Below are 14,754 nucleotides of genomic sequence, written 5' to 3' on the forward strand. Positions count from 1 at the left end.
GTCAGGCGCGGTGCGGCTTCAGCGTCCAGACGACCGTCATCGTGCCGGCGACCTCGCCGTCGGGGCGGGTGATCTCCACCTCGACGGGGAACTCCGGCCGCTGCCCCGCGTCCAGCTCGGCCACCACGTCGGCGACCGGGCGCCCCAACGTCGCGGTCGCCGTGATCTCGCCGGTGGCGACCTTGCGGTAGGCCGTCTCCGCCCGCACCGGCAGCGGCAGCGCGCGGGTCAGCTGGTCCCCGAACGCGGCCAGCGCGATCGCGCCGCTCGCGGACTCCCCCAGGGTGAACATCGCGCCGGCGTGCGGCCCGCCCACGTGGTTGTGGAAGGCCGGCTGGTCCGGCAGGCGCAGCACGGCGCACTCCGGATCGGTCCGCACGAACTCCAACTGGAGGGTGCGGACCATGGGCACGGTCGCGGCGAGCTGCTCGCCGACGTTCATCGGGTCAGTCATACCCTTACGTTACCAGCGGGTAACGACCCTGTCCTCCCTCCCCGACGCGGAGCCGACGCCCCGACACGCCCCGCCCCGGGGGCCTTTCGTCGCAGGTCCGTCGCAATACGGTGACGAAGTCACGGTCCTGGCACGCTCGCCCATTAGGGTTGCGCCTCATGAGGCCAGGAGAACAGCAGCCGGGGGCCGAGCCGGGCAGGGAGTGGTCCAACCCCTACCAGCAGCCGGGGTACCAGCAGCCCAACCCGTATCAGCAGCCGACAGCCGGTGGGGGCTGGCAGCAGCAGGGACCGGGGCCCCAGCCCGGGGCGCAGCCGGGAGGATACGGATATCCGGGCGCCCCGCAGGGCGCGCCGCCGCCCCCGCCGCAGGGCGGCGCGCCAGGGGGTTGGCAGCAGCAGGGGCCGCCCACGTTGCCGCCGCCCCCGGCCCCGCCGTCGGGAGACGACGGGGACAAGCGGAAGTTGCGGATCGCGATCGGTGTCATCGTCGCCGTCGCCGTGGTCGCCGGCGCGGCCGTGACCGGCGTGGTGCTGATGGGCGGGGACGACGACTCGACCGAGGCGGGCGAGAACCGGGACGCCGACGGCGAGTCGGAGGACGGCGGCGGAGACGAGGAGGAGACCGAGGAGCGGCCGGCCGACCCGGACGACCCGCGGCGCGGCGTGCTCCAACGGCCCGATCCGGTCGTCGAACCCGACTGGCAGGTGCAGACGCTGGAGAACCGGCACCTCGCGTTCGACGTTCCACCGGACGACTGGGAGGTCAGCCCCGAGAGCACGTCCATCGCGTTCCAGGACAACCGCGAGGAGGCCGAGGAGGGCGACGTGATCGCCGCGATGTTCGGTGTGGCGCTCTACAGGAGCGACTACTGCCCCGAGGCCGACGGCAACAGGAGCCGGGCCATGGCCGGCACCAAGGGCGCCCAGGGCGCGACCAGCACGGCCGAGGCCGCCGAGATCGAGGCGCGGAACTGGGCGCTGGGCGGCTACGACCAGGAGCAGCAGGGCACCTTCGAGTCGACCGAGCCCGAGGAGTTCGAGAACGACCACGGGATCTCCGGCCACATCGTGCGCGCCACCATCACCGACGTGCCGGAGGACGAGGAGGACGTCTGCGGCCACTCCGACGGCAAGGTGACCACCATCTCCTACCTCGACCTCAACAACGACATGGCGACCTGGACGCTGCTCGCGGACTCCAACGTCGAGGACGAGCTGCCCGACGAGACGATCGAGCAGATCATCAGCAGCCTGCGTCCCTACCCGGTGCCCGCCGAACAGAGCTGATCGCGCAGGGCCTTCCCCACGGGACGGGCGGAGTCGTCGCACGGACGACCCGCCCGTCCCGTTCCGTTCCGGCTCGGCGGTAGTCGACGACGTTGCCCCTCGGCGCGGGCGGCTCGGCGGCCTCCGCGCCGGGGGGTGAGCGCGGCGGCGCCGTGCGGCGTCAGCCGACGCGGAAGGCGCCGGCCGGCGGTGTCGGGGAGGGCGCCGCGGACGCCTCGTCCACCGGGCGCGCGTCGCCGACCAGTCGGGTCAGCTCGCCTTCGGCGACCAGCCGGGCGGGGAACGGGTCGGCGGCGGCCCGGCGGGCCAGGGCGTCGAGGGGAAGCGGGGCGTCGGAGGCGACGACGACCACGTTGCCGAACCGGCGCCCGCGCAGCACGGCGGGCTCGGCCAGCACACACAGCTCGTCGAAGTGCGCGCCCAGCGTGGCCAGTTGGGAACGGAGAAACGCAAAGGGCGCGGCGTCGGCCAGGTTGGCGGCGTAGAGGCCGCCGGGGCGCAGGGCGCGGGCCGCCGCGGCGGCGTAACCGAGCGTGGTGACCTGCGCGGGCACCCGGGAGCCGCCGAAGACGTCGGCGACCAGCAGGTCGACGTCGCCCGGCGGCGCGGCCTCGACGGCGGCGCGGGCGTCGGCCACGGTGAGGGCGATGCCGGAGTCGGGCGGCGGCGGCAGGCGTTCGGCGACCAGCGCGGCCAGCCGCGCGTCGCCCTCGACGGCGCGCTGCGCCGAGCCGGGGCGCGTGGCGGCCACGTAGCGAGGCAGGGTCAGCGCCCCGCCGCCCAGGTGCAGCACGCGCAGCGGCGCGCCGGCGGGGGCGGCGGCGTCGACGACGTGCCCGAGCCGGCGGAGGTACTCGAACTCCAGATGGCCGGGGTCCCGCAGGTCCACATAGGACTGCGGGGCGTCGTCCACGGTCAGCAGCCAGGCCGCCGGCCGGTCCACGTCCGGCAGCAGCCGTGCGGTGCCGAGGTCGACGGGCCGCACCACGGGGAGCGCCTCGGGGGGCGGCGGGGGCGTTTCCACCCCGGCATTCTGCCCCCGGCACGCCCGGGCGGCGCACGCCGGGGGCGGTCTCGCGCCGGCGCGCGCCACGGCGCGGCGGGCCCGCGCGGGGGAACACCGACCGTAGGGTGTCGGGTGCCGGACCGAGGGTGGGAACGCTTCTCTGGTACGCCAGACGTGGGACACGCGGTGTTCACCGATTGTTGCGACGCTCGCCTAGAGTGACCTCGCTCGCATCGTTGACCACCCACCGTCGACCAAGCCTCACGCCGCTCGTCGGCCACCCCTTTCCCCCCGTCGCCTCGTCGACCTCCCGCGTCGGCCTCTTCCTGGGATACGCGCACCGTTCATGTCGTGGTTCGAATCAATCATTCTCGGGCTGGTCCAGGGGCTGACGGAGTTTCTGCCCGTCTCCTCCAGCGCGCACCTGCGACTGGCCGCCGTGGCGGGCGGTTTCGAGGACCCGGGTGCCGCGTTCACCGCCGTCTGCCAGATCGGCACCGAAGTGGCGGTGCTGATCTACTTCCGCAAGGACATCGCGCGGGTGACACGGGCCTGGCTCCGCTCGCTGACCGACCGTTCGGCGCGGGCCGACCCGGACGCGCGGATGGGCTGGCTGGTGATCATCGGCTCCCTCCCGATCGGGGTGCTGGGGCTGACGCTCCAGGAGGCGATCGAGGGGCCGTTCCGCGACCTGCGGCTGATCGCGGTCAACCTGATCGTGCTCGGCATCATCCTCGGCGTCGCCGACCGGATGGCCTCCCGTGACAGCGTCGGCGGGCGGCACCGGGCCGTCAGACAGCGCAAGGACCTGGAGCAGTTGACCGTCAGGGACGGTCTGCTCTTCGGCTTCGCGCAGGCCATGGCGCTGGTGCCGGGGGTCTCCCGCTCGGGCGCCACCATCACCGGCGGTCTCTTCCTCGGGTACCGCAGGGAGGCGGCTGCCCGCTACTCGTTCCTGCTGGCCATCCCCGCGGTGCTGGCGTCGGGCGGGTACGAGCTGACGAAGATCGGCGGCGAGGACACCCATGTCTCGTGGGGGCCGACGATCCTGGCGACGCTGATCGCGTTCCTCGTGGGCTACGCGATCATCGCGTGGTTCATGAGGTGGATCACCACCCGCAGCTTCATGCCGTTCGTCTGGTACCGGATCGGGGTGGGGCTGGTGCTGCTGGTCCTGATCTGGTTCGGCGTGGTGGAGCCGCACGCGGGTGAGGACTTCGAGACCCCGGCCGAGGTGACGACCGGCGAGCAGGCCGCCGGCTGGTAGGCGGGCGCGGGGGCGCGGCGGCCCCCGGCGAGGTGCGCACGCCCCCGCCGGGGCTCAGTCCTCCCCCCGCGCCGCCCGCACCACCCGCTCGCACAGCTCGTGGGTGCGCAGCGCGTCCTGCGCGTCCAGCGTGTGGCCGGTGCGCACCGCGTCGAGGAACGCGTGCACGGCCTGCTCGATGCCGCGCTGCCTGGCCACCGGGACCCAGTCGCCCCGGCGGCGGACGCTGGGCTGGCCCCGGTGGTCGATGACCTCGGCGAGGTTGCGGACCTCGCGCTTGGTGTCCTGTCCCGAGACCTCCAGCACCTCCTCGGACGATCCGGAGAGATGGTTCATCGTGCCGACGGCGGAGAAGCCGTCCCCCGACAGGTGCAGCACGACGTGGTGCAGCAGCCCCTCGACGACCCGTGCGCTCACCCGCACCTGGTCGACGGTGGCGGGGGCGAGGAAACGCAGGGTGTCGACCACGTGGATGAAGTCGTCGAAAACCATCCGGCGGGGGTCCTCGGGCAGCCCCCTGCGGTGCTTCTGGAGGACGATCAGGTCACGTGGGCCCTCCAGGCACTGGGCGTAGGCGGGCGCGAAACGGCGGTTGAAGCCGACGGCGAGGGAGACGCCGAGGGTGTCGGCGAGCTCGACCAGCCGCCTGGCCTCCGACGCCTCGTCGGCCAGCGGTTTGTCGACATAGGTGGCTATCCCCGCGGTGAGCAGCCGGGTGACGATCTCGGGATGGGTGGCGGTGGGCGTGTGGACGAAGGCCGCGTCGAGGCCGGCGGACAGCAGCGAGCCCAGCTCGCGGTGGAGCGCGTCGGGAGGAAGCCGGTGGGCCGCGCCGACCCGCTCCAGGGTGTCGGCCGAACGGGTGTGCAGGTGGAGGCTGATCCCGGGGCGCGTGCTGAGTACCGGCAAATATGCCTTGTGGGCGATGTCCCCGAGCCCGATCACGCCGACCTTCACGGCAATGCTCCTCGGTGTAGGTGTGCGGTGGCCCGCGCCCGGGCGGTGGACACGGGATCGGCAGCATACGCGTGCCCGCACGGACCTCGAACACCCCGTCGGACCGCCCCGTTCCGCTGGCCCGCGGACGGGACGGCCCGCGGCCGGGTCAGCCCGGCAGGCCGGGCGCGAGGTCGGGGATCCGCCAGTCCACCGGGGAGTGGCCCTGGGCGGCGATCGCCTCGTTGATCCGGGTGAACGGGCGGGAGCCGAAGAACTTCTTCGCCGACAGCGGCGAAGGGTGGGCGCCCTCGACCACGACGTGCCGCTCGGTGTCGATCAGCGGCAGCTTCTTGCGGGCGTAGGCGCCCCACAGCACGAAGACCGCCGGGTCGGGCCGGTCGGAGACGGCGCGGATCACCGCGTCCGTGAACCGCTCCCACCCCTGTCCCTTGTGCGAGTTGGCCTCGCCGGCGCGGACGGTGAGCACCGCGTTCAGCAGCAGCACGCCCTGCCGCGCCCAGGGCATCAGATAGCCGTTGTCCGGGATGGGCAGGCCCAGCTCGGCGTGCATCTCCTTGTAGATGTTCCGCAGGGAGGGCGGGACGCGGACGCCGGGCCGGACGGAGAAGCACAGGCCGTGGCCCTGCCCCGCGCCGTGGTACGGGTCCTGGCCGAGGACGAGAACCTTGACGTCCTCGAAGGGTGTCGCGTCCAGCGCCGCGAAGACCTCGTCCTCCGGCGGGAAGACGGGCCCCGCGGCCCGCTGCTCCTCGACGAACGCGGTCAGCTCCTTGAAGTAGGGCTGGTCCAGCTCCTCGCCCAGCACCTTCTGCCAGGAGTCGGGCAGCTTGTCGATCACGTCCGTCAACCTCCGAGATCACGCGGTGAGTTGACCGCGCCGCCGGTGCGGCGCGGTGTGTCCCACAACGTACCGGCCGGCACTGACAGTCCCGGCCGGTACCGCGTGTCGCCGGCTCAGCCCAGGTTGGCGTTGAGCCGGACGCCCCCGTCGAGCACCAGGGTCTCCCCCGTGATCCAGCCCGCCCCCGCCGAGGTGAGGAACGCGACGGCGGCGGCCACGTCCTCGGGCACGCCCAGCCGCTTCAGCGGGTAGACGGAGGAGACCGCCTCCTCGTTGCCCTCGTAGAGCGGGCTGGCGAACCGGGTCTTGACGACGGCCGGCGCCACCACGTTGACCCGGACCTGGGGGGCCATCTCCTGCGCGAGCTGCTGCGTCATGTTGATCATCGCGGCCTTGGTCATGCCGTAACCGCCGATCAGCGGGGTGGCGCCGAGCCCGGCGATCGAGGAGACGTTGACGATCGTGCCGCCGTGCTCGCGCTGCCACGCCTCCCAGACGCCGCGGGCGAAGCCGAAGGCGGAGAGCACGTTGATCTCGAATATCTTCGCCAGCAGCGCCGGCTCGACGTCGGTGAGCTGGCAGAACGCCGGGTTGCTGCCCGCGTTGTTGACCAGGTGGTCGATCCGGCCCCAGGATTCGAGGACTTGCTCGATCGCCTCCTTCTGGTGGGCGGGGTCATGCGCCTTGCCCGCGACGCCCATCGCCCGCGGGCCCAGCTCGGCGACCGCCTCCGCCAGCCGCTCCCGGTCCCGCCCGGTGACGCAGACCCGGTCCCCCCGGGCGATCAACGCCCGGGCGACACCGAACCCGATGCCCCGCGTGCCGCCGCTGACCAGGGCGACGGGCGCCTCCGCGCGGTCGGTGCCCGGTCCGTGCCGCTCGTCGTTCGGCTCGTGGTCAGTCAAGGGGGCCTCCGGCGACATAGAGCACCTGACCGGAGACGAAACCGGCGGCGTCACTGGTGAAGAACGAGATGGCGTGCGCGATGTCCTCCGGTCGCCCGACCCGGCGCACCGGGATGCGGTCCGCCGCGGCCTGCTGGAAGTCCTCGAAAGGGACGCCGACCCGGTCGGCGGTGGCGGCCGTCATGTCGGTGGCGATGAAGCCGGGCGCCACCGCGTTGACCGTGACGCCGAACTTGCCCAGCTCGATGGCGAGCGTCTTGGTGAAGCCCTGGAGCCCGGCCTTGGCCGCCGCGTAGTTGGCCTGCCCCCTGTTGCCCAGCGCCGAACTGGACGAGAGGTTGACGATCCGGCCGAACCCGCCGTCGACCATGTGCTGCTGACAGGCCCGGGAGACGAGGAACGCGCCGCGCAGATGCACGCCGAGCACGGTGTCCCAGTCGGCCTCGCTCATCTTGAACAGCAGGTTGTCCCGCAGGACACCCGCGTTGTTCACCAGGATCCGCGGGGGGCCGAGCCGCTCGGCGACCCGGTCGACGGCGGAGCGCACCGCGTCCGCGTCCGAGACGTCGCAGCCGACCGCCAGGGCGCTGCCCCCGGCCGCCTCGACGGCGGCGACGGTCTCCGCCCCGGCCTCCTCCGTCAGGTCCAGCACGGCGACCCGGTGTCCGTCGGCTGCCAGCCGGACGGCGGTGGCGGCGCCGATCCCCCGGGCCGCCCCCGTCACCAGCGCCACGCGCTGCTCGGTGGTGGTCATTGCTCTGCATCTCCTCGCCGTCGAGTGACGCGTCCCCTTCGGACACGGGAAGCTACTACCGTGTAGTAACTACCATCCGGGACTGACAGCGCGGAACCCCGCCGCCCCCACCTCACCGCCCTCAGCGCACGAGAACCGCCAGAAGGCGCTCCAGCTCGCCCTCGGGGTCGGCGGTCAAACCGGTGTGAACCGGCCCGGGTTGGACGACCGTGCTGCGCGGTGCGATCAGCCAGCGGAACCTGCGCCCGGCCTCGTCACCCGCCGCGGCGCCCGCGCCCGGCCCCCCGTCGCACACCCGTTCCACGGCGTGCAGCGCGGCCCGCACGCCCTCGACGTCCGCCGTCGGGTCCAGCGCCAGCAGCCGCGCGGTGTCCAGATGGGTGCGGGCGGCCAGGAAGGAACGGGGGCGCGAGTAGAGCAGCACGCCCGCGTTGATCGCCTCGCCGCGCTCGACGCGGGGCACCACGCGCAGCAGCGCGTACTCGAAGACGGCGCGCGCCGGCGCCTCGGGGGCCCGCGTCATCGGGTGGCTCCTCGGGTGGTCTCGGGCCGGCCGGTGAGCCAGCCGGGGGCGCCGGAGCCCCGACGTTCGGTCCTGGCACCCAACTCGACGCGCGCGCCGACGGTGGACGCGCGACCCAGCAACGTCTCGCGGTAGGCGGCCCGCAGCGCGGCGGGCTCCTCCAGGCCGGGCTCGGGCCCCAACCAGGCGTCGGGCACCTCCGCCAGCACCTCGTCGAGCAGCTCGGCCGTCACCAGCGGCGCCAACTCCGCGTCGGCAGCCGCCACATCGGGCGCGAACGGCGCCAGCGCGTGGTCGGCGGCGGCGAAGGAACGGGCGGCGGAGGCGGCGGCCGACGGCCAGTTGTGGTGCCAGATCAGCGCGGCGCCATGGTCGATCAGCCACAGGTCGCCGTGCCAGACCAGCAGGTTCGGGTTGCGCCAGGAGCGGTCCACGTTGTTGACCAGCGCGTCGAACCACACCACCCGGCCCGCCTCGACCGGGTCCACGCGGTAGGCCAACGGGTCGAAACCGATCGAGCCCGGCAGGTAGTCCATCCCCAGGTTGGGCCCGGCGCTGGCCTTCAGCAGCTCCTGCACCTCCTGGTCGGGCTCGGCCAGGCCGATCACCGGGTCGAGCCCGATCACGGCCAACTCCGGCACCCGCAACCCGAGCCGCCGCGCCAGCCCGCCGCAGACCACCTCCGCCACCAGCGACTTGGGGCCCTGACCGGCACCGGTGAACTTCATGACATAGGTACCCAGATCGTCCGCCTCGACGATGCCTGGCAGCGATCCGCCCTCCCGCAGCGGGGTGACATAGCGGGTGGCGAGGACTTCGGGGAGCATGTCGCAAGGCTATACGCCGCCGCGACCTCGCGATCCACGGCGGGCGTTCGGGGCGTCTTCGGGCGCGGGGGCGCGTGAACGGCGCTGGGGAGTATCCGGGGAGTTTCGGGTTTGTCCGGTCGGGTTGTCGTCACCGTCGGAGCGCGGGGAGGCCCTCAGGGCTGGGTGGAGACTGGTTGGTGCCGCGCCGGTAGGTGTAGAGGATGAACCCCTCGTGGAACGTGCCCACCTTGTCGTAGAGCGCGCGGGCCGGGGCGTCTTCCAGCGTGTTCCAGTAAAGGCTGGGGGTGCCGTGCTCCTTGGCATCCCGGGCCACCCAGTCGATCATCGCCGTCGCGACGCCCTGCCTCCTGACTTCCGCGTCCACGAACAGGTCCGCCAGATAGCACTTCCCGGAGTACCAGACGCTGGCATGGAACAGGTAGTGCGCGATGCCGATGATCCTGCCGTCCAGTCGGGCGGCGATCCCGCGTATCCGCTCGTCGTCGAGCAGCCGTCGCCAGGTCCGTTCGTAGCTCTCGTCGCCGCGTTCGACATCGAAGTAGGCGTCTTTCCCGCGGGCCAGATCTTCCCAGCGGGTACGGTCGGACTCGGTCAGGAAGTTGATCTCCACCATGGCGCCCATCCTGCCCGCGAACGGGCCCGCGCTATGCGCGTGGGGTCGAGCCCTCCCCAGCATCGAGCAGGCGAGCGCCTCCACGCGCTCGTAGTCGTCGCTCACCAGCCTCGACTCTTTCCGCCACGTCACCGGCGTCCTTCGCCGTGTCGCACGAGCGAACCCCTGCGAAACGGACCTGCTTTCGTGACGCGCGGACGCGGACCCGAACGCGCGCCGACTCCGCGAGGTCTACCGCTGGTCGAACCGGCGTCGGGTCTCGTGGTCGGCCGGCAGGAACGTCTCCAGATGCAGCCCCTCCAAGGCGGCATCGGAGGCGGTGCTGAGGGTGGCGGAGGTGCTGAAGAAACGGAGCGGGTCGCCGTCGACATCGATTTCGAGAGTGACCACCGGCCCCGAGAGGGGAGTCGAGACATCGGGTTCGCCGAGGTATCCGGCGATTTCCGTGGCAAGCTCGTGGTGGCGCTGATCATGGGTGCGCTCGGCACGGTGACCCACCTGCTGCCGCAGATGGCTGCCCCACTCCGCGAGGTTGCCGATCCTGCGGGCCAGCCCGTCCGGATGGAGGCAGACCCGGACCACGTTGATCGGCGGCTCCAGCAACTCCGGCGCACAACCGGTCAGCAGCTGATCAACGGCGGCGTTGGCGTCGACGATGTCCCAGTGATCGTCCAACAGGAGTGCGGGGTACGGCAGATGGGCGTCGAGGAGCCGGCGCAGACCGTCCATCACCACCGCGATCGACGCGTCGTCCCATGCGCGATCCTGGTAGCGCGGTGCGTAGCCGGCGGCCAACAGGAGCCGGTTGCGATCCCGCAGCGGCACATCCAGGTTGTCGGAGAGACGCATGAGCATCTCTGGCGTCGGGTGCGCCTTGCCGGTCTCCACCCGGCTCAGGTGCCGGGTGGAGACCCGCGACCGGTTGGACAGCTCCTGCTGGCTGAACCGGCGTCGTTCTCGCCAGGTCCGCAACAGCGTGCCGACCGGCAGGACTTCGACCGCGACGCTCATGCCCACGAGTCTAAGGGTCCGTATCCGGGTGGCCATGACCTGTGAAGTCATGGATCTGCCGACCGGGCCCGGGCCAGGATGCTGGCATCCGAGCGAGATGAACGGGAGAAAACGATGACGAAGGCTGTCGTTCAGCAGTACCTGGCCACCTGGAACGCGACCGGCGACGAGCGGGCGACGTTGCTCTCCAAGCACTGGTCGCCCCAGGCGACCTACACCGATCCGCTGGCGGAGGTCTCTGGCCACGAGGGGATCACGGCGGTCGTCGACGGCGTCCGGGCGCGGTTTCCCGGATTCGTGTTCACCGAGGTCGGTGAGGCCGACGCCCACCATCGCCTGGTGCGTTTCCGCTGGGGCCTGGGCCCGGAGGGAGCCGAGCCGCTGGTGATCGGATTCGACGTGCTGGTGCTGGACGAGTCGGGCCGGATCCAGGACGTGCACGGCTTCCTGGACAAGGTGCCGGCATGACGGCGCCTCGCGCGTAGGCGATCGCTTACCTGAAGGACGCCGAGGCCGGCCGGGAAAACGCGGAGTACGTCGAGCGGATCGAGCCCACGTTGGCACTGCACGGCGGCCCGCCACCTCGTGCACGGCGGGCAGCTCGTCGGGCATGAGGAACCTGGGACGGCGGCATCGTGATGCCGGAGTTCCCCGACAGGATTCCGCAGGCGTTCCCTCATCAGGACGCCCCCGCCAGTAGGGGGTCCAGTAGGGGTGGATGGCCTCCCGGACGGCCGCGGAGGCCCCGGACGTCATCGTCGTGGGCGAGCGTGCTGAGCAGTTCGCGCGGGAAGAGCAGACACGTCCGGTCGCGCCAGCCGTGCCTCTCCCCGCCGAACCGATCACTCACCGTCGAAGTGTGCAACGCGGCCACCATGGAGCCCCACCGCCGGAAGAACTCGCCGTCGCGCTGGGCCCACTGGCGCCGCAGCGCCAGCAGCGCTTCCGAGACGTGCGGAACCTCGGGGGTCCGCACACCCGCCCGCAGAGGCGGCTGGCGACTCGACGGACGCGGAGGCCCCGGACGTGCACCGGGATGCCCCGTTCCTCGGTGCGTTTTCACCGCCGCCGTGCGCAACCGGCAAACACGCTGGTCCGGCTCATGGCCCTCCCAACGGTGCCGGCGGGCCACCGACTCGACGCTCCCTCTGCTGTGGCGAACGCGGCGAAACCCACGTGTGAGCCCGCGAGTTCGCGCCTACGCTGGCGACCATGACCCGGCCGACTCGTGACCACGCGCCGTTGCACACCACGACGAACGAGGACCACGAACGTGACCCGTGTCATCCGTGACTACACCCCCGCGGACGAGACCTCATGGCTCCGCTGCCGGGTGCTCTCCTTCCTCGACACCCCCTACTTCGACGACGTTGATCAGACGAAGCCCCAGATTCCCCCGCCAGGCTTCGAGCTGGTCGCCACGGACGATTCCGGGGCCGTGCTCGGCGCCATGGACGTCACCGTCGACGACGGCCTGGCCACCATCGACACGGTCGCCGTCCACCCCGACCACCAGCACCGAGGACACGGCCGGGCCCTCCTCGCGGAGGCCCGGGCCCGCGCCCGCGCCCTGGGCCTGAACGCGCTCGACGCCTGGACGCGGGACCACCCCGACACCCTGCGCTGGTATCGAGCCATGGGCTTCACCGAGAGCAGCCACTACCTGCACGTCTACGCGCACCACTACACCGAGCCCGGCGAGGCGGACCGAGCCGTGCGAAGCCGGCTCCCGGGGCTGAGGCCGATGGCCGCCTTTCTGCACGCCGACCTCGAAGAGGAAGAGCGGTTGAGGGCGGAGTTCTCACGCGTCCACGTCTGCCGCCGCTTCACCCTGCCCCTGTGACGAGGCATCACCTCGGTCCGCTGGCGCCATCGGTCCGCTGGCGCCACCGGGACTTCCGTCCACGTCCGTGGACGCACGCTGTCGCCTACGATGACCCCCACCCGGTGGCGCCCACCGCCGACCACGCAGTGAGGGGGACACCCGCGTGACGGAACCAGGGGCCGGTCCGACGCCCGACCCAACGTCCGGTCCGACGCCCGACGACCAGGTCCGGCCGCTCCAGCCGCAGGACCCGCGCGAGGTCGCCGGCCACGTCCTCCACGGCCGCCTCGGTACCGGCGGCATGGGCACCGTCTACCTCTCCACCGCCCCGGACGGCCGCCCGGTCGCGCTCAAGCTGGTGCACACCCAGCTCGCCGAGGACCCGCTCTTCCGGCGGCGGTTCGAGCACGAGGTCAAGGCGGCCCGGCGGGTGCACGGCCGGTTCCTGGTCCCGCTCGTCGCCAGCGACACCGACGCCGCCGTGCCCTGGCTGGCCACGGAGTACGTGCCGGGCCCCTCGTTGCTGGCGGCTGTGGCCTCGCACGGTCCGCTGCCGCCGGACGCGGTGGTCCAGCTGATCGCCGCGGTCGCCGACGCGTTGGCGACCATCCACGCGGCCGAGGTCGTCCACCGCGACCTCAAGCCGGGCAATGTGCTGCTGGCCGCCGACGGGCCGGCCGTCATCGACTTCGGCATCGCGCGGGCCGCCGACGCCACCTCGCTGACCAGCGCCGAGTCCCGCGTCGGCACCCCGGCGTTCATGGCGCCGGAACAGATCGTGGGCCACGGCTCGGTGACGGCTGCGGTGGACGTGTTCGCGCTGGGCCTGACCGCCGCGTTCGCCGCCGCCGGCAGCCACCCGTTCGGCGAGGGTGCCACCCCCGCGCTCCTCTACCGGATCATCAACGAGGAACCCGATCTGGCCGGCTGCCCGCCCGAGTTGCGCGACCTGCTCGGCGCCTGCCTGGCCAAGGACGCCGACGACCGCCCGGACCCGGCCTCCCTCGTCGAGTCCTGCCGGGAGCTGGCCGGGACGATGGGCCTGGCGGACCACCTCCCCGGCGACGGCTGGCTCCCCACCCACCTGGTCACCCCGGGCCCGCCGGCCACGCCGGCACCCGCTCTGCCGCCGCTCGTTCCGCCGCGGATCATGTCCGCGCCGGTCCCCGGGCCGCTCACCACCGCCCCGCCGCACCGGCCGGCCCCCCGGCCGGGCGGCCCCGGCAACGGCGCCCGCCGAGCCACCCTCGCGGCCGTGGGCACCGTGGCCGCCGCGGCGCTGGCCGTCGTCCTGATCGCTGTCCTCTCCAGCGGCGGCGGCTCCGACGACGAGCACGCCGACGACGCCGCGCCTGGCGACCAGCGGACGTCCTCCTCGCGCACGCCCCGGACGCCGGACCCGGAACCCTCCGCCGCGGACGAGCCCACCCTGCCCGAACCGGAGCCGGAACCGGAGCCCGAACCCGACCCCACCACGGAGGAGGCGGTCGAGGAGCCGCCTCCCACCGGGGACACGCACGACGCCCCGGACAACACCTCGGCCAGCATCGAGATCCTCAGTTTCGTCACGCTCTACGACGACTCCTGCGCCTGCGAGGTGGGATACGCCGAGATCGGGGTGGACGGCGTCGACGCGGACTCCTGGGTCGTCGTGGACTGGTATGTGGACGGCGCCTTCCAGGACGTCCGGATCTCCGACGACCTGGCCGGACCGAGCGCATTCATCGCCCTTGAGTACGCCTATCCGACCGACGACTGTTTTCTGACCTACTCCGTCGAGGCCACCCTCTACCCCTCCGACACGCCCCTCTCCACCACAGCCGATTACAGCGGCTGCGCGGACTTTCCGCCTCCTCTCCTGGACTAGGCCGTCTCGTTTGGATCTTCGCGGGACTCCCCACGCGGACCGGATGAACATGACCGCGAGGGGAAGTGCGGCGAGGAAAGGGCGAGGAGATGCGGTCGCGGTTCTCGTCGTGGCGGATCGCGAGACCGCGCCAGTGTCTGTCGCGGCTGGCGGCATCCTTCGGCGGAGTCGCGTCGCGTGCCGGTCTCGCGCTCAACGGCGGGGCCCGCCGCCTCGGTCTGCCGCGACGCGGGCGGTGGGTGTTCTGGTCCGCCGGAACGGTGCCGCGGCCGGATGACACGTCCGCGCGCGCCCCTCGCGATCTTCGCGGGGCCGCTCGACGGCCGGGCCCGCGGCGAGCAGAGGCGATGCGACCGCGACCGCACGACCCCGGGCCGCATTCCACCGTAGCGACGGCGCCTCACCCGCACCTTTCGCAACGGATTTCCCACCGGTCCCCGCTATTCCCTTTCACGTCCGAGGACTTCTCCGGGACCCGACCCGGACAACATGGGAAACACTAGGATGCCTTCGGGGGCACGCGGCGAGGGGGAGAGTGGTGAACGCGCGATCGAATTCTCCGGATGGTTTATCGGAACCTCTGTACGGCCTCACACCCCTGACCGGGCT

Annotated in this window: 16 protein-coding genes; 5 read left to right on the forward strand and 11 right to left on the reverse strand. The window is 72.4% G+C overall.

Annotated elements, in window-relative coordinates; all coding sequences use genetic code 11:
* Position 1: 1 nt before the first annotated feature.
* Entirely contained in the window at positions 2–442 is a 441-nt protein-coding gene (locus FH715_RS20295) for a DUF4442 domain-containing protein (protein ID WP_139647467.1), read from the reverse strand.
* A gap of 170 nt (positions 443–612) precedes the next feature.
* Here FH715_RS20295 and FH715_RS28325 point away from each other — a divergent pair, with 170 nt between their 5' ends.
* Positions 613–1,743, forward strand: a complete 1,131-nt coding sequence (locus FH715_RS28325; RefSeq protein ID WP_170184777.1) for a DUF8017 domain-containing protein — start codon at positions 613–615, stop codon at positions 1,741–1,743.
* A 160-nt stretch (positions 1,744–1,903) separates the two neighbouring features.
* Here the strand turns inward: FH715_RS28325 and FH715_RS20305 are convergent, their stop codons facing one another.
* Entirely contained in the window at positions 1,904–2,767 is an 864-nt protein-coding gene (locus FH715_RS20305) for a spermidine synthase (protein WP_139647393.1), read from the reverse strand.
* Positions 2,768–3,095: 328 nt separating this feature from the next.
* Between FH715_RS20305 and FH715_RS20310 the strand changes: the two genes are divergently transcribed.
* Positions 3,096–4,016, forward strand: coding sequence for an undecaprenyl-diphosphate phosphatase (locus tag FH715_RS20310; protein WP_139647395.1), 921 nt, complete (start codon positions 3,096–3,098; stop codon positions 4,014–4,016).
* Between the two features lie 54 nt (positions 4,017–4,070).
* Here FH715_RS20310 and FH715_RS20315 read toward each other — a convergent pair whose 3' ends face one another.
* From FH715_RS20315 to FH715_RS20350, 8 genes are all read right to left on the reverse strand, one after another.
* Entirely contained in the window at positions 4,071–4,973 is a 903-nt protein-coding gene (locus FH715_RS20315) for a Gfo/Idh/MocA family protein (protein ID WP_139647397.1), read from the reverse strand.
* 148 nt (positions 4,974–5,121) lie between these two features.
* Positions 5,122–5,823, reverse strand: a complete 702-nt coding sequence (gene ung, locus FH715_RS20320; RefSeq protein WP_139647399.1) for a uracil-DNA glycosylase — start codon at positions 5,821–5,823, stop codon at positions 5,122–5,124.
* Positions 5,824–5,930: 107 nt separating this feature from the next.
* Entirely contained in the window at positions 5,931–6,722 is a 792-nt protein-coding gene (locus tag FH715_RS20325; RefSeq protein ID WP_425472756.1) for an SDR family oxidoreductase, read from the reverse strand.
* A complete protein-coding gene (fabG, locus tag FH715_RS20330) occupies positions 6,715–7,476 on the reverse strand; it encodes a 3-oxoacyl-ACP reductase FabG (RefSeq protein WP_139647403.1) in 762 nt (253 codons plus the stop codon). Before fabG ends, FH715_RS20325 begins: the two co-directional genes overlap by 8 nt.
* A 121-nt stretch (positions 7,477–7,597) precedes the next feature.
* A complete protein-coding gene (locus FH715_RS20335; protein WP_139647405.1) occupies positions 7,598–7,999 on the reverse strand; it encodes a DUF3037 domain-containing protein in 402 nt (133 codons plus the stop codon).
* Positions 7,996–8,826 carry a HipA family kinase gene (locus FH715_RS20340; RefSeq protein ID WP_139647407.1) on the reverse strand — a complete coding sequence of 277 codons (831 nt, stop codon included), beginning with the start codon at positions 8,824–8,826 and terminating at the stop codon, positions 7,996–7,998. Before FH715_RS20340 ends, FH715_RS20335 begins: the two co-directional genes overlap by 4 nt.
* A gap of 130 nt (positions 8,827–8,956) precedes the next feature.
* On the reverse strand, positions 8,957–9,574 hold the full coding sequence (locus FH715_RS20345) for a GNAT family N-acetyltransferase (protein ID WP_246108860.1): 618 nt from the start codon (positions 9,572–9,574) through the stop codon (positions 8,957–8,959).
* Between the two features lie 99 nt (positions 9,575–9,673).
* Complete coding sequence (locus tag FH715_RS20350; RefSeq protein ID WP_139647409.1) at positions 9,674–10,453, reverse strand: helix-turn-helix domain-containing protein; 780 nt, start codon at positions 10,451–10,453, stop codon at positions 9,674–9,676.
* A gap of 114 nt (positions 10,454–10,567) precedes the next feature.
* Here FH715_RS20350 and FH715_RS20355 point away from each other — a divergent pair, with 114 nt between their 5' ends.
* Positions 10,568–10,921: a nuclear transport factor 2 family protein gene (locus FH715_RS20355; protein ID WP_139647411.1), complete on the forward strand. Its 354-nt coding sequence runs from the start codon at positions 10,568–10,570 to the stop codon at positions 10,919–10,921.
* 211 nt (positions 10,922–11,132) lie between these two features.
* Here FH715_RS20355 and FH715_RS20360 read toward each other — a convergent pair whose 3' ends face one another.
* A complete protein-coding gene (locus tag FH715_RS20360; RefSeq protein ID WP_139647413.1) occupies positions 11,133–11,429 on the reverse strand; it encodes a hypothetical protein in 297 nt (98 codons plus the stop codon).
* 297 nt (positions 11,430–11,726) lie between these two features.
* Between FH715_RS20360 and FH715_RS20365 the strand changes: the two genes are divergently transcribed.
* Complete coding sequence (locus FH715_RS20365) at positions 11,727–12,296, forward strand: GNAT family N-acetyltransferase (RefSeq protein WP_139647415.1); 570 nt, start codon at positions 11,727–11,729, stop codon at positions 12,294–12,296.
* A gap of 145 nt (positions 12,297–12,441) precedes the next feature.
* Complete coding sequence (locus FH715_RS29350) at positions 12,442–14,145, forward strand: serine/threonine-protein kinase (RefSeq protein ID WP_281290764.1); 1,704 nt, start codon at positions 12,442–12,444, stop codon at positions 14,143–14,145.
* Positions 14,146–14,754 lie beyond the last annotated feature (609 nt).

This window comes from Streptomyces sedi, from assembly GCF_006335015.1.
Lineage (GTDB): Bacteria > Actinomycetota > Actinomycetes > Streptomycetales > Streptomycetaceae > Streptomyces > Streptomyces sedi.

Coding starts and splice junctions, on each gene's coding strand:
- FH715_RS20295 (WP_139647467.1), bottom strand. CDS start 442: ATGAACGTCGGCGAGCAGCTCGCCGCGACCGTGCCCATGGTCCGCACC.
- FH715_RS28325 (WP_170184777.1), top strand. CDS start 613: ATGAGGCCAGGAGAACAGCAGCCGGGGGCCGAGCCGGGCAGGGAGTGG.
- FH715_RS20310 (WP_139647395.1), top strand. CDS start 3,096: ATGTCGTGGTTCGAATCAATCATTCTCGGGCTGGTCCAGGGGCTGACG.
- fabG (WP_139647403.1), bottom strand. CDS start 7,476: ATGACCACCACCGAGCAGCGCGTGGCGCTGGTGACGGGGGCGGCCCGG.
- FH715_RS20335 (WP_139647405.1), bottom strand. CDS start 7,999: ATGACGCGGGCCCCCGAGGCGCCGGCGCGCGCCGTCTTCGAGTACGCG.
- FH715_RS20340 (WP_139647407.1), bottom strand. CDS start 8,826: ATGCTCCCCGAAGTCCTCGCCACCCGCTATGTCACCCCGCTGCGGGAG.
- FH715_RS20350 (WP_139647409.1), bottom strand. CDS start 10,453: ATGAGCGTCGCGGTCGAAGTCCTGCCGGTCGGCACGCTGTTGCGGACC.
- FH715_RS20355 (WP_139647411.1), top strand. CDS start 10,568: ATGACGAAGGCTGTCGTTCAGCAGTACCTGGCCACCTGGAACGCGACC.